This is a genomic window from Rothia sp. LK2492, assembly GCF_040946345.1.
Classification (GTDB): Bacteria; Actinomycetota; Actinomycetes; order Actinomycetales; family Micrococcaceae; genus Rothia; species Rothia endophytica.
In genome coordinates, this window is record NZ_JAYWLX010000001.1 from 285,479 (window position 1) to 299,148 (window position 13,670).

Sequence of the window (13,670 nt, forward strand, 5' to 3'; positions counted from 1 at the left end):
GGCCTGATATTTCTAGGGTACAGCAGGTCAGCTCAGGGCATCTCGGTGGCGGCGCAGACGGTTCATTAGCAGGGGTTCTGCAGCCACCACTCTGGGGTTATCAAGCATGGAGTTGAGTTGCTGGTAGTAGGCCACGGGACTAAGGCCCAGCTGTTTCTGGATGGCCTGTTCCTTGCTGCCCTGGTAACGGAAACGCCGTTTCTCCAGCTCTATCACAGCTCGTTCTAGCGGTGTGAGCGAGTCAGCGGCTACTTCCCGGCCGGCAGCAGACTCTTCTAGGGGTTCATCATGACCGGCGGAGGCATTCTGTGCAGCAGACAAACGGCGTCCTTCTTTCGGGACTGATAGGTAACTGTACTAATCTTAAGGCACGTAAACCTGCGCCGCTGGACTAAGGGGACCTCTATGCCTGCCAAACCACTGACAGAGATCATGGCCGCTGATTGGGCCGAGGCGCTAGCCCCGGTGGAGAGCAACGTCAGGGCTATGGGTAACTTTCTGCGCGAAGAGCACGCAGCGGGCAGAAAGACCCTGCCAGCCGGTGACGATATTTTTAGGGCTTTTACCTACCCCCTAGCTGATGTAAAGGTCCTTATCATTGGTCAGGACCCCTACCCCACCCCCGGTCACGCTATGGGCCTGAGCTTTTCGGTACATCCAGATGTGCGCCCCATCCCCCGTTCCCTGCAGAATATTTACAAAGAGCTAAGCAGTGACCTAGGCGTAACGCCGCCTGCGCATGGGGACCTTTCAGCATGGAGCGCCCAGGGAGTCATGTTACTCAACAGAGTGCTCTCTGTGGGAGCAGGAAATGCTGGCTCCCACCGCAATCTGGGGTGGGAAACCATCACCACACGCGCCATTGAAGTGCTTGCCCAGCGAGGCACTCCCCTGGTTGGTTTGCTCTGGGGCGCGGACGCCCGCCGGTGCGCCCCCCTATTGGGAGGCTACCCCTGCGTTGAATCCCCGCACCCATCCCCTCTCTCCGCATCCAGAGGGTTCTTTGGCTCCAAGCCTTTTAGCAAGGTCAATGATCTTCTCATGGCCCAGGGCGCTGCACCTGTGGACTGGGCTCTGCCTCACGCGCCTGCTCAGGGCTCTCCTTCGATGTAGAGCCCCCGAAACGGCTGACGAGATAATCCACCAGATAGGTGCCGAACACAATTCCTGTGGCCAGCATCAGCACCGTGGTGCTGGCGTTAGCTAGGCCGTGGAGACCAGCGGTGATCTCTTCACCCTCCAGGAGCGCGTAAGCGGAACGGAAAATGGTGAGGCCGGGCAACATGAACATCATGCCCGGAATATAATATATAGCCGCCGGAGTATGTAACCGGTGCCCTAGAAAAGCGCCTACAGCCCCCACCGTAAGAGCTCCTAGCAGTACATTAACGCGCCCTGCCTCCGCACCGGTAGTAAAAACCAGGCCATAGTAAGCGCCCTGCCCCGCCAACGAGACCAGCGCGCTCAGCATTAGGTTGGCTCCTCTGCCCTGCCAAGCAGCTGCTACCATCACCGAACCGACCACCATGCCAGCCACATTCAGCCAGAGCGGCGGCGGATTGAAGACCGTTCGGTCAACATCAAGAGAAGCATAGTCAAAAAGATTAATCAGGGTCAGTGCGGTACTAATGCCAGCAATAATCCCGGTGAAGTTAGCACCCGTGACCACGAACTTACCGGCAGCCGTCAAAGGAAAGCCGTGCAGGGCGTCCTGCATAGCCGATACCAGGCGGAAGGTGGGCAACAGCATCATGAGCCCGGCAGCCACAATGTGGGGCGCTGACACAACAAACCCCTGCTGGAAGAACCAGGAATCCGTGCTACCCACCCACAGAGCAAAAAAGGTCACCACCCCTGACCCCAGGGCCATGGTGAAAAAGCTGGGTAGACCAAACTTTCCTGCCCAGACCATAGAGAAATTTACCGCAATAAAAACGAAAAAAGAGACAAGAGCAGCCCGCCACGAGCCACCCACACCCAGGGTAAATGCAACGGCCATCAAGAGGTTCCACACCAGCAGCACAGCGGGCGAATAAGGTTTTTTTACCGCGCTAATCTCAGCGAGCTGGCGTTCAGCGCGGGTGCGGGTTACTTGAGCCTCAGTGATACGGTGAATCAGCCGATAGGTGGCTTCCAGGGCAGCATAGTTTTCGGCGCTAGAACGAATGACGCGCACTAAGTTATGGCTGAACTTCTCGGCACCCGACCCGGCGGGAGCCAAGTAATCGCCGCGGCTAGCAGCCTCATCAAACTCAGAAACATAGTTGATTCTGATGGACTGATAGGAGATATCAACTTCTACATCGTGGATGCCGTAGGTGCCGCAGACCGCTACCACCGCGGCGTCCACATCGGCTGAATCTGCCCCGAAGCGGAACATGGTTTCTGCCAGACGCAGGGAAAAGTTGAGCGCACTGCGGGTTTCTTCTTGGAGCTGCACTCGTTGCCGCTGACGGTTGAAGGCGGCGTGAGCGAACTGCCGCTGCGCAACGCGCGCAACGCCGCGCATAGGCACGGTCATAGCCTGCTGCGAGCTCACCAGGATTTTGAGGCCAGCGCGTGCCTTGCTGGTAGGAGTGGAGCGCGTAGGGAGTATCGGACCACTCGGTGCAGAGGTGGAAGGGTAGGACGCCTGTGGCAACTCGGAGCGCGGAGCCTGGGAATTCTCAGTCACGGCCTGTGGTGCACTCTCTCGCAGACCAACTAGCGATCACGCTTTTCGTTGGCGTCAAGGGCGTCATTAGAAAGACGCTGCTGAATGAAGTATTGCATCAGGTAGCTACCCAAAACCACGCCCGATGCCATGGACAAGATGATTGCGATAGCTGCCACCATGCCAGGCAACCCGGTATCGGAGTTAGCCTCAACGGTGAAGAGATAGAGCCCACGGAAGACCGAAAGACCGGGCAAAAGGAAAGTAAGAGCAGGCACATAGAATATAGCTGCCGGGGCATGTAAGCGATAGGCTAGATAGGTGCTCAGCAAACCAATCACCAAGGCGGCAATAGCGGTGTTAGCCCGCCCTGCTCCGGCACCAAAAGTATAACTATAGCCCTGATAGACCCAAAACCCGGCAGTAGCTATAGCCAAAACCCACAACAGGTTATCCCACCGAGCATGAGTGGTCACGGCAAAAGCCAGGGAAGCCACCATAAAGAATGCATAACTAATCACAACCGGCGCCGGTTCAAACCGAGTTTGGGAGATATCCAGCTCCTCAACACCCAAAGCAGAGAGCACCGCCACCGCCGAAGCAAGCCCCACCACAATACCCAGAAAACTCATACCGGTAGACACGAATTTGCCGGCAGCTGTGAGAGGAAAGCCGTTCAGTGCGTCCTGCACCGTAGAGACCAAACGTGCCGTGGGCAGCAACATGATGAGCCCTGCCGCCACAATGTGGGGGGCATTAAGGTGAAAACCCAGATGAGAGAAAACCGAAGTGTCATCAGAAATATAGATGGACGCAAAAGTCACCGTACCAGCGCCCACCGCCATGTTGAAGAAGCTGGGCATCTTGAGCTTAGAGATGAGGCGGCTCACCAGGTGAATCACCAAAAAGACCAGCCCCCCTACAGCCCCCGCTTCCCAGGAACCACCTAGAGCGAGGACGAGGCTGAAAGCTGCCGCCATATTTGCCAGCATAATAACCAGTGGCGAATAGGGTTTTTTGGCTGTATTGATCGAGTGCAGGCGGCGTTCAGCCTTGTGACGGGGCAGACCGCCAGCAGTAATATCGTGAATCAGCTTGTAAATATCGTCAAGGGAGGCGTAGTTCTCTGACCAGGAGCGAACCACGCGCATCACGGTGTGGCTGAAGCGCTCCTTGCTCGGAGAGGAGCGCTCTTTGGCAAGATCATTCAGGTTCAGAGCTCGCGTCTGATCATCAATTTCATCAATGTCTGAGACGTAATTGATGATTACCGACTGGTTGGTGATATCGATTTCAACATCATCTAGCCCGTAGGCGGCACAGACAGCAACAATGGCCGAATCAACGTCTATGGTGTCAGCGCCGTAGTGGAACATGGTTTCCGCCAGCCGCAGCGAAAAGTTCAGCACCTCACGGGCTTCTTCTTTTTCGCGGACAAACTCAGCCCGACGAGAAGCAGCGGTAGCCAGAGCGAAGGGACGTTGCGCAAGACGAGCCACCCCACGCATGGGCTTAGTGAGCGACTGATCGGTGCTGACAAAAGATCTCAGCGTAGAACGCATCCGGCTAGGACGCTTAGGCGTGGTGCCGGTAAGGGGAAGCTGACCGGTGCCGGTGCCCGCAACCGATGGGTAGCTCGCCTGCTGTAACCCGGTGGTAAAAGCCTGTGCCTCTGTATCAGAAGAATTAGGTTGAGCAGCCGGTTTTTGAGCGGGGATGAGAGTCGTAGCCGGGCCAAAGGCCGAATCATGGGCCTGATGCTCAGCTGGAGCAGATACGTCGAAAGCTGAGGGTGCGTTCTTCACCACCTCAGCGGTAGGTGCCGCTGACTGCTGGGCTATTGCCTGGGACGGGGAAAAAGGGCTCCCGCTCGGAGTCGTTACCTCAGTAGTTGGTGGAACCAGGTCGGTGAGTGCATCGCGCAGTTTAGGATCACGCACCTGAGAAAGGGAAACCACGGGGATTCCCTCGCCCCGGTTGCCAACGCCTGCCACCTGGGGGCTAGTATCATCGGGTTTCTCCTGCTGCGGGACGCGAGGCAGCAGCCCGGTAGCACCAAAAGCGCTCTCCTCGGGAGCAGCCGGCTCAGCTTTAACATCAAAGGCAGAGGTAGAAGGGTAGGCCTTTTGCTGCAAAAGAGTGGTAGTGGGGTTCACCGTGAGGTTGCTCCTTCCGTCTCTGCGCTGATTCGCTGATTACAGATCCGCCGCAGTGGCAGGGGGTAAAGAGGTATGTAAAGGGTCTCAGTGGGCTGAACCAAGCTCACACGCGCTGCTGACCCTCTTGCTCAGGCTCGCGAGCTCGCACAGGAAATTCAAGCCAGCCCCGGTACAGCAGGCGAGCTACGAGCTTGGCTCAGCCCAAACCCTACTAAACCTCTCTTTAGTAGAAGGGCTGGCCGGTTTTGCGCACCCAGAGCTGACGCATGACCTTCTCAACCGAGGTGTTCCAGGCTTTGTACTTAACCGGTGAGATCACCTGGTCCCAGACACCCACGTAGTCGATGACGTCCTTGGTAAAGGAGGTCTTGAAGAGGCCCAGACCGTAGTGGTGATGGTCCTTGTTCTTCAGCTGATCCTTGGGCGGGGTGCCGCAGAAGTCGTAGCTGACGATTCCGTGTTCCTTCATGAGGTCGGTCAGAGCGGTCCACTGTACCTGGTGAGAGTCGCCGTACTGCTTGCGGCGGGGTTTGGAGCCGCCGTCCTTGTAGGTGCCCTTATCCCCGTAGTTGATGACGTATGCGCCCACGGAGGGTTCGCCGTCCTCGTAGGTGAAGTAGAGGCGGCCCTGGCCGGCGTTGGCGAAGCTGGTCCAGAAGTCACGGTAGTAGTCGTAGGAACGCAGGTGAACCTTGGCGTTACCCTGCCCCACGGTATCCATGAGAGCGTACATCTTCTTCATGTTCTCGTCGGTTAGCTCTACTCGCTCGACTTTGCAGCCTTCGCGCAGGGAACGGCGCACGGCGTTGCGGCCGCGGGATGAAAGAGATTTCAGAACCTCTTCTTCGCTCTTGTCAGTGGCGAGGATGGCGGTCGAATCGTTGGGCTGAATGTTCCAAGACTTCACCAGGCCGCTCTTTGCCATGTAGGCGTTGATTTCATCGTTAGCGATGATGTCTGGCTCGATTTTGACGGCAAAAACGCTCAGCTTCTCGCGCTGGATGAATTCTTCGTTAGCTTCAAGGATTGCGGGGATCTCTTCAACACTGTTCACACCGGGGCCCTTGATCATGTACCAGATCTTGCCCAGGGCGGGCACAGCTTTCTCCAGGACCAGGTTGTAGCTGGCGAAGGGGGCAGGCTCACCGTTGATGATGGTGGTGCCTTCGTGGACGAGGTAGAGCGGCTTCCAGCCGTGCTTGGCTTTGACGGAGGCAAAGGAGGCAGACTGCAACAGGTTACCGCCACCGGGGCTAGCGGTAACGTGCTCGTCCCAGGCTGCGATTTCTGCTTCGGTGGCGAAGCGTGCTGTGAATTCTCGCAAGGTCCCTCTTTTTCTGTGGTGCGCGGTGGCGCATGAATTGGGTTTCAGCTTTACAGTCTATCGACTTAGCCCCCACCTATGCACCCCATCTCTACGTGAGATACGCCGGCACACCCGACGCCCTGGGGTAGTCCAGCGCTCTGCCTGACCATAAAGGGCATAAAAATGGCTCCCACCGCACTAGACGGTGAGAGCCATGTAAGACTCTCAAGTCTTATCTACCTGGCGTCGATTAATCGGCGTTGTGATGAGTCAGATGGTCACCGCGCGCGGTGACCTAAGAGCTGACGAATGTGGTGCGGTAAGCGGAGCGAACTGCCGCTACTGACCACCACAACGCACGGCTAAATCTCTACTTATTCGGCGTCGTGGTCAGTCTCAAGAATCTTGACCAGGGTTTCGAGTGCTTCATCAGCGCCTTCGCCCTCTGCACGCAGAACAACCTTGTCGCCGTGCTTGGCACCCAGTGACATCAGTGAGAGGATTGACGCTGCGTCCATTGCCTCGTCTGCGGGTTCACCCTCAGCTGCGATGGTGACCTCAACGGGGAGGTCGGCGGCTGCTTCAGCGAAGATCGCTGCGGGACGTGCGTGCAAGCCTACGCGGCTTGCAATGGTGGCAATACGTTCTGCCATGGTGTTCTCCTTAGACGGGAAAGAAGGTGGATTGTTCTCCACTATTGAGTCTAGAACAGGGTAAACACGTTTTCGCGTGTTTACCGCTTGTTTCAGTGTGATTTATCGAAGAGCAAACGGTAGCTCTTAGAGGCCTAGCTCATCAAGGATGGGCAGTTCGGAGCGGGCTGCTGCCTTGGCTTCTGCAGAGGAAATCTCTGACAGTGCCTTGACAGCAATCTGCTGGGCCTTCTCGCGTGTTACTGACTTGAGAACTGCTGATACAGCGGCCATCGCGCCAGCGTTCATGGAAAGGGTGTCAACACCCAGACCGACCAGAACAACCGCCAGGGCAGGATCAGCTGCAGCTTCACCACAGACCGAGACGTACTTCTTGGTGCCAGCGTTAGTTGATGCGCGCTGGGCGCCTTCAACGGTCAGCTTGATCATCTTGAGGACGGCGGGCTGCCAGGGGTTGTTGAGGTGCGCCAGGTCGCCCAGGAGGCGGTCTGCTGCCATGGTGTACTGGGTCAGGTCGTTGGTGCCGATGGACACGAAGTCAACTTCACCCAGAATCGCTTCAGCGTTAACGGCTGCTGCGGGGGTCTCAACCATGACGCCGCGGGGCTTCAGGCCTACCTCATCCAGCATGTTCTTGAAGTTACGCGCTTCACTGGTGGTTGAGATCATGGGTGCCATGACCCAGATATCAGCGTCTGAATCGTCAGATGCTGCCTTAATGGCTTCAAGCTGGCGGGTGAGGACGCCGGGAACGGTCCAGTCGGTGCGGAAACCGCGTACACCCAGAGCGGGGTTCTCTTCTTCTTTGGTGTTGAGGAAGGGCAGGGGCTTATCTGCGCCGGCGTCCAGAGTGCGGACTACGATGTGCTGTCCGGGGAAAGCGTCAAAGACTGCCTTGTAGCTGGCGGTCTGAGTTTCGATGGAAGGTTCCCTGTCGTGACCCAGGAAGCCGAACTCGGTGCGCAGCAGGCCAACGCCCTCTGCCTTAAGGCCGGCTGCCTTCTCAGCGCTCTTGCCGTCGCCAACGTTAGCGTAGAGGGGAACGGCGTTGCCGTCAGCCATCACACCGTGACCGTCGAAGTCGGGCAGTTCTTTGCGGTTGGCATACTTATCTGCCAACTCGCGGTGAGCTTCGGTGACCTCGGTTTCAACAAGACCCTCGTTGGAGTCAACGTAGACCTCGGTACCAGCTGGAATCTCGGTCACACCCTTAGCTGCAACGATAGCGGGCAGACCAAGACCGCGCGCCAGAATAGCGGTGTGTGCCTGGGGGCCGCCGTCGGAGGTAATCAGAGCGATAACCTGCTTGGGGTCCAGGGTAGCGGTATCGGCCGGCGCCAGGTCAATAGCTGCCAGGATGAAGGGCTCAGCAGAAACCGGAATGCCGGGTGCCTGCTGGCCGGTCAGCTCAGCAACGATGCGGGCGCGGACGTCGTGAATATCGGTGACGCGCTCTGCCATGTAGCCGCCCAGGGCTGCCATCTGATCTGCAAATGAGGAGGCAGCTTCCCACACGGCCAGCTCGGGTGCCTTGTTCTGCGTCTCAACGAGCTTGATAGCGCTCTTGAGCAAGGCGCGGTCGGTTGCCATCTGAGAGGTTGACTTGAGCACTGCCTTGCCGTCGCGACCAGCGTGCTCAGCACGTTCCAGCAGACCGTTCTTAACAGCTTCTGCTGCTGCCTTGATACGTTCAGCGGCTGCCTCAGGTGTCTCATCGGCTGAGAGCTTCAAAGAGGTTGAAGGTGCCTTGATGGGATCAGGCATCTGGAGCACTTTGCCGATGACGCGTCCAGCGTAGACGCCAACACCGTTATAGGTGGTCATACGATTTCCTTTGTTAGACCTCAAAAGAGAGTGATTATGAGTTTATGCGGCGACGGTTTCTTCGGTCTTCTTTGATGAAAGAGACTTCAGAACGATGTACATTAGAGCTGACACTACCGTACCTGCAAGCGCTGCCACAAGGAACATTACGGGGTTATCAACCAGGGCAATAACCCAGACGCCACCGTGGGGCGCGGGCGAAGCCACACCACTACCCATAGCGATAGCACCGGCAACCGCAGCACCCACCATAGAAGAGGGGATTACACGCAGCGGGTCAGCGGTAGCAAAGGGGATAGCGCCTTCTGAGATGAAGGATGCACCCAGCAGCCAGGCTGCCTTACCGTTTTCGCGTTCGGGGGCGGTGAAGAGCTTGGGGCGCAGGGCGGTTGCCAGCGCCATAGCGAGCGGGGGCACCATACCTGAGATGATGACTGCTGCCATGACTTCCTGGCTTGCCTGAGTACCGGATGCAAGGCCTGCAGTCGCAAAGAGGTAGGCTGCCTTATTGACGGGGCCGCCAAGGTCAAAGCCCATCATGGCACCTAGAATGAGGCCCAAAACGATAGCTGAGGTGCCGGTCATGCCGTTGAGCCAGTTCTCCAGTGAGGAGGTAACCCAGGCCAGAGGGCCGCCGAGCAGGAAGAACATGAGGCCACCGGCAAAGAGGGTAGCCACCAGAGGAGTAACCACCACGGGCATCATGGATGCCAACCAGCGGGGCAGCTTCAGCAGTGAGAGCCAGTAGGCACACAGACCAGCGAGCAGACCGGCAACGATACCGCCCAAGAAGCCGCCACCCACCAGCACAGCGACTGAACCGGCGATAAAGCCGGGAGCAATACCGGGGCGGGACGCCAGGCCGTAAGCGATGAAGGCAGCAAGGATGGGAACCATAGCACCCAGACCGAAACCACCGATGGTGTGCAGGGCTGCACCCAGGTAGAGGCTGAGCGGGGTATCGCCCAGGTTGGTCAGTGAAGCACCTTCAAGGATGGCGGCGGGATCGACGTCACCCAGGTTGGGCATAGTGATTGCTTCAAGCATGAAGCCAATGGCAAGAATAATACCGCCAGCTGCCACGAAGGGAATCATGTAAGAGACACCGGTCATCAGTGCCTTGTAGATGCGTGAACCCCAAGAACCGTCCGTTGAAGCGGTCTCTTCTGCATCGGTAGCACCGGCGACTACTCGCTTACCTGAGGGGTTCTCGGCCTCGCGCAGGGCTTCTTCAATCATGACCTTGGGCTCATCAATACCGCGCTTGACGGATGACTCGACGTAAGGCTTGCCGGCAAAACGCTCGCGTCCACGCACGGGCAGGGCAACGGCGAAGACCACAGCATCGGCTTCATCAATTTCAGCCTGAGTGAGCTTCTCTCCACCGGATGAGCCCTGGGGCTCAACCTTGAAGTCGTAGCCCATTTCCTCAGCGGCGTACTTAAGTCCGTCAGCTGCCATGTAAGTGTGAGCGATGCCGGTGGGGCAGTTGGTCACAGCCACAATCTTTTTGCGGGCGGGCTCTCCGGCAGCAGGAGCTGACACTGAGGCGGCAGGAACCGCAGCAGCAGGCTCAGCCTTCTCGCGCAAACCCAGTGCTTCTTCAGCCAACACAACTACCTCATCGCGAGTCTTAGCTTCGCGCAAAGCGGTAGTAAAGCTCTTCTTCATCAGAGAGCGAGCCATCTTTGAAAGAATCTTCAGATGCGCCTCATCACCATCAGCGGGAGCTGCAATGAAGAAAATCAGGTCGGCCGCGCCGTCCTTAGCACCGAAGTCAACACCGGGTGCAGGGCGAGCCATCGCCAGGGTCGGTTCGGTAACGGCCTCGCTGCGGCAGTGCGGAATCGCAATGCCGCCGGGAATACCGGTGTCGGTCTTTTCTTCGCGCGCACGGGCCGCGGCGTAGAGGGTTTCAAAGTCGGTGGCCCGACCTGCGTTGACAACCGCCTGCGTCAGATGCTTAATAACATCAAAGCGGGAATCGCCTAGGTTCTCATCCAGGGTGATGAGATTCGCGGTGATAAGAGCAGACATGTGCTCCTCCTTGGGAGTCTAAAGATACTCAAAGCGCCAACTGCCCGTTTCCCACGTATGCGGGCACCTATCACGGGTTGAGGGCAGGTGTGTGGTTGATAGGTTAAAACTTATAGTTTAGAAATCCAACTGGCGCAGGGTAACTGCGTCGGGAGTGGTGGATCCTAGGGTGGGCACCTGAGTTCCCGGCAGGGACGCCGCGGCGGAACCATGTGCAACCGCTTGCACCAGGCAGTCGGGCAGGGTCTTGCCCTGCTCGTGGGCGATCAGGAAGCCGGCCAGAGAGCAGTCGCCCGCACCTACGGTTGAACGAACCTTCACGGGGGCGTGCACTGCGTGCCATGCACCGTCCTTGGTCACCAGCACCGCGCCGTTACCACCCAGGGTTGCCAGCACCATCTCGACACCGCGGTCTACCAGTTCCTTGGCGGTGCGGGCGGTCAGTTCGGGGCTATCTTCTAGCTCATCTGCCATCTCAAGTTTGCCGACCAGTTCAGCCAGTTCTTCTGAGTTGGGCTTGATGAGATTAGGCATGCCGTCTAGGCCAACCAGCGCATCGCGCAGGGCTACACCTGAGGTGTCCACAGCGATACGGGGAGCTTTTTCACCCAGGGATTCACGGATGGAGCGCCCCACCACGGCGTAGTAGTCACCAGGGACGCCAGCGGGCAGGGAGCCTGCCAGCACCAGCCAGCTGGCATCAATGGTTTCTTTAATCATCAGACGGGTCAGCTGCTGCTGGGCAACATCGTTCAGAGGTTCACCCGGAGCGTTGATCTTGGTGGTGGTGCCATCAGGCTCAACCACGGTGATGTTTGAACGGATAGGGCTGCCGATGGGCATGTTTACGAAGGGAACCTCGGCCTCTTTGAGGCTGGCCAGCACGGGGTCTTCGTTATCTCCGGGCAACACAGCTATAGTCTCAAAGCCAGAGATAGTGAGCGCACGAGCGATGTTGACGCCCTTGCCGCCGGGATCGGACGCCGCGGCCACGGCGCGCTGCACGGCACCGCGCTTGATCTCGTGTTCAAGTTCAACGGTGCGGTCCATACTGGGGTTAGCGGTTAGTGTGACGATCATGCGATCAGTACCTCTACGTTAGATTCTTCAAGCGCCTCAGCAAGCTTGCCCTCGGGCGCGCTGTCGGTGATAAGCGTGTCTACATCTTCAAGCCCGGCGAAGCGCACCAGGGATTCCTGGCCAAACTTGGCAGAGTCACAGAGAAGCACTACACGGCGGGCAGACTTAACGATGGCAGTTTTAACGATTGCCTCGTTAAGACCTGGGGTGCTGAGGCCGAACTCGGGGTCCAGGCCATTGACACCAATGAAAGCGATATCGGGGCGGATGGTCGCAAAGTGGTCAGCCGCCCGAGTGCCTACAGCGGCCCAGGTCATCTTGCGCAACTGTCCACCCACCATATCGAGCACGATACCATCAGCTTCAGCCAGCTTCACCGCGATGTGAAGGGCGTGAGTGATAATCAGACGGTCAGCACCAGATTTGAGGGAGAAGTCGCTAGCAGCAATACGGTCTGCCAAGATTTCGATGGTCGTACCTGCGTCCAGCACCACGGCCCCGGCATCCGAATCGCGCAAGAGCTCGTAGGCTCGCATAGCGATTTTTTGCTTTTCGGGGGTATTCATATTTTGGCGCAGGGCGATGGAGGATTCTACCGAGGTCGACTGCTCAACCGTCACCGCGCCGCCGTGTACTCGGCGCAACTTACCATCGGCTTCAAGCGCTGCTAGGTCACGGCGGACGGTTTCCATCGTGACTTCGTAGCGGCGAGCCAGGTCAGCGCCATTGACACGGCGGGCAGAGGCTACGAGCTTCGCAATCTCGGCACGTCGTTCTTCAGCGAACATGTGTTCATCACCTTAAAAAATTTGGTTTGGGGGTAAACCCTATACACAGTTGATTTTATGTGGGTTTAGTTGGGTACGTCAATGTTCAAAGACCTAGAAGCGTTGTATTACACGCATTCCTTGAGGGTTTGCGTGGGTTTCAAGACAACATGTAAAACCACTAAACCCACAACCCAACCGATAGCACAACCCAGGGAGTTAGCCAACACATCCAGCAGTGAACTGGTTCGCCCGGGCATAAAGTGCTGGATAGTTTCAATGAAAAGGGTAGCGCCCAGACCTCCCAGAGGCACCAACCAGGAGCGAGTAGGGCGCAGAAGTAAGGTAAAGAGCAAGCCACCGGGCATAAATATCAGCACGTTGGAGAGCCATTCCACCTGGGCGTAGCCGAACCAGCGGGGTAAGAGCCCTGAACGGTAACCGGTATGTAGAAGTTCTTGCAGAACGTGGCTGGGCTCCCCCGCGTCAACGTGCACCGGCCAGAATACAATCACAGCAACGGTGAGCAAGTAGCAGGATAGAGCCGCCCACCCCAGCAGTGTGAAAGGTAATCGCACCTAGGGTTTGCCCATCAACAGCGGTTCATTATCAACTGACCAGGACGCCAGCCCCGGCAAATCCACCTGGAAAGGTTCTGCGTTGGCGACCGTGCCAAATTCCTCACCCTGCGTAGCTGAAAGAGCCCGCCGAATGAGGGAACCGTGAGAAACAGCGATGACCCGTTGATTCGGGTAATCACTAACAATTTTGCGCAGAGTCTCAATGCCGCGCAGGTAGACAGATCGCTCCGATTCGACTCCCGCATAAAAGGCATCGGGGGTGCGGCGGGCTTCTTCTGAGATATCTAGCCCTTCCGCTTCACCATAGCTGCGCTCTACCAACCCATCGTAGGTAGCGCTGACCGTGAGACCGAAATCTGCGGCAATAATCTGAGCTGTCTCTAAAGCCCGGCTTAGCGGGGAGGCAACGACCACGTCATAGCTGAGACCACGCGCTTTGAGGGCAGCGGCAGTATCGTGCGCCTGCTGACGCCCCACATCATTGAGGGGAATATCGGAGGAGCCCTGCATCAGACACTGCTTGTTCCAGTCAGTCTGGCCGTGACGGATAAGGGTAAGGGAACCGGTGTTATGCGTAGTCATAGGGTTCTTTCTGGGCGGTGGATCAGCG

Annotated in this window: 12 protein-coding genes; 1 reads left to right on the forward strand and 11 read right to left on the reverse strand. The window is 57.6% G+C overall.

The genetic code is table 11. The features are described 5' to 3' along the window. Nucleotides 1-27: 27 nt before the first annotated feature. Nucleotides 28-321: a DUF3263 domain-containing protein gene (locus VVR27_RS01325; RefSeq protein WP_368546728.1), complete on the reverse strand. Its 294-nt coding sequence runs from the start codon at nt 319-321 to the stop codon at nt 28-30. A gap of 84 nt (nt 322-405) precedes the next feature. On the opposite strand from VVR27_RS01325, the gene VVR27_RS01330 reads away from it, so the two are divergent. Then, a complete protein-coding gene (locus VVR27_RS01330) occupies nt 406-1,113 on the forward strand; it encodes a uracil-DNA glycosylase (RefSeq protein ID WP_346872512.1) in 708 nt (235 codons plus the stop codon). On the opposite strand, the gene VVR27_RS01335 is transcribed toward VVR27_RS01330, so the two are convergent. From VVR27_RS01335 to VVR27_RS01380, 10 genes are all read right to left on the reverse strand, one after another. Next, entirely contained in the window at nt 1,040-2,674 is a 1,635-nt protein-coding gene (locus tag VVR27_RS01335; RefSeq protein WP_368546729.1) for a threonine/serine exporter ThrE family protein, read from the reverse strand. The two genes, VVR27_RS01330 and VVR27_RS01335, sit on opposite strands and share 74 nt — an antisense overlap. Before the next feature lie 29 nt (nt 2,675-2,703). Continuing rightward, complete coding sequence (locus VVR27_RS01340) at nt 2,704-4,809, reverse strand: threonine/serine exporter family protein (protein WP_368546730.1); 2,106 nt, start codon at nt 4,807-4,809, stop codon at nt 2,704-2,706. Between the two features lie 226 nt (nt 4,810-5,035). Then, the gene (locus VVR27_RS01345) at nt 5,036-6,136 is read right to left on the reverse strand and encodes a lipid II:glycine glycyltransferase FemX (protein ID WP_368546731.1); all 1,101 of its coding nucleotides are present in this window, start codon (nt 6,134-6,136) and stop codon (nt 5,036-5,038) included. Between the two features lie 356 nt (nt 6,137-6,492). Further along, entirely contained in the window at nt 6,493-6,771 is a 279-nt protein-coding gene (locus tag VVR27_RS01350; RefSeq protein ID WP_368546732.1) for an HPr family phosphocarrier protein, read from the reverse strand. Between the two features lie 126 nt (nt 6,772-6,897). Continuing rightward, entirely contained in the window at nt 6,898-8,595 is a 1,698-nt protein-coding gene (ptsP, locus tag VVR27_RS01355) for a phosphoenolpyruvate--protein phosphotransferase (RefSeq protein WP_346872516.1), read from the reverse strand. A gap of 42 nt (nt 8,596-8,637) precedes the next feature. After that, nucleotides 8,638-10,632: a fructose-specific PTS transporter subunit EIIC gene (locus VVR27_RS01360; protein WP_368546733.1), complete on the reverse strand. Its 1,995-nt coding sequence runs from the start codon at nt 10,630-10,632 to the stop codon at nt 8,638-8,640. Nucleotides 10,633-10,749: 117 nt separating this feature from the next. Further along, nucleotides 10,750-11,712, reverse strand: a complete 963-nt coding sequence (locus VVR27_RS01365; protein WP_368546734.1) for a 1-phosphofructokinase family hexose kinase — start codon at nt 11,710-11,712, stop codon at nt 10,750-10,752. Then, on the reverse strand, nt 11,709-12,500 hold the full coding sequence (locus VVR27_RS01370; protein ID WP_237202815.1) for a DeoR/GlpR family DNA-binding transcription regulator: 792 nt from the start codon (nt 12,498-12,500) through the stop codon (nt 11,709-11,711). Before VVR27_RS01370 ends, VVR27_RS01365 begins: the two co-directional genes overlap by 4 nt. A gap of 107 nt (nt 12,501-12,607) precedes the next feature. Beyond that, nucleotides 12,608-13,009: a VanZ family protein gene (locus VVR27_RS01375; RefSeq protein ID WP_368546735.1), complete on the reverse strand. Its 402-nt coding sequence runs from the start codon at nt 13,007-13,009 to the stop codon at nt 12,608-12,610. Between the two features lie 48 nt (nt 13,010-13,057). Beyond that, nucleotides 13,058-13,642: a histidine phosphatase family protein gene (locus VVR27_RS01380; protein ID WP_368546736.1), complete on the reverse strand. Its 585-nt coding sequence runs from the start codon at nt 13,640-13,642 to the stop codon at nt 13,058-13,060. Nucleotides 13,643-13,670: the final 28 nt, after the last annotated feature.

Excerpts from the sequence above, each read along its gene's own strand:
- VVR27_RS01360 (WP_368546733.1), bottom strand. The coding sequence starts at position 10,632 with ATGTCTGCTCTTATCACCGCGAATCTCATCACCCTGGATGAGAACCTA.
- ptsP (WP_346872516.1), bottom strand. The coding sequence starts at position 8,595 with ATGACCACCTATAACGGTGTTGGCGTCTACGCTGGACGCGTCATCGGC.
- VVR27_RS01370 (WP_237202815.1), bottom strand. The coding sequence starts at position 12,500 with ATGTTCGCTGAAGAACGACGTGCCGAGATTGCGAAGCTCGTAGCCTCT.
- VVR27_RS01350 (WP_368546732.1), bottom strand. The coding sequence starts at position 6,771 with ATGGCAGAACGTATTGCCACCATTGCAAGCCGCGTAGGCTTGCACGCA.
- VVR27_RS01365 (WP_368546734.1), bottom strand. The coding sequence starts at position 11,712 with ATGATCGTCACACTAACCGCTAACCCCAGTATGGACCGCACCGTTGAA.
- VVR27_RS01330 (WP_346872512.1), top strand. The coding sequence starts at position 406 with ATGCCTGCCAAACCACTGACAGAGATCATGGCCGCTGATTGGGCCGAG.
- VVR27_RS01380 (WP_368546736.1), bottom strand. The coding sequence starts at position 13,642 with ATGACTACGCATAACACCGGTTCCCTTACCCTTATCCGTCACGGCCAG.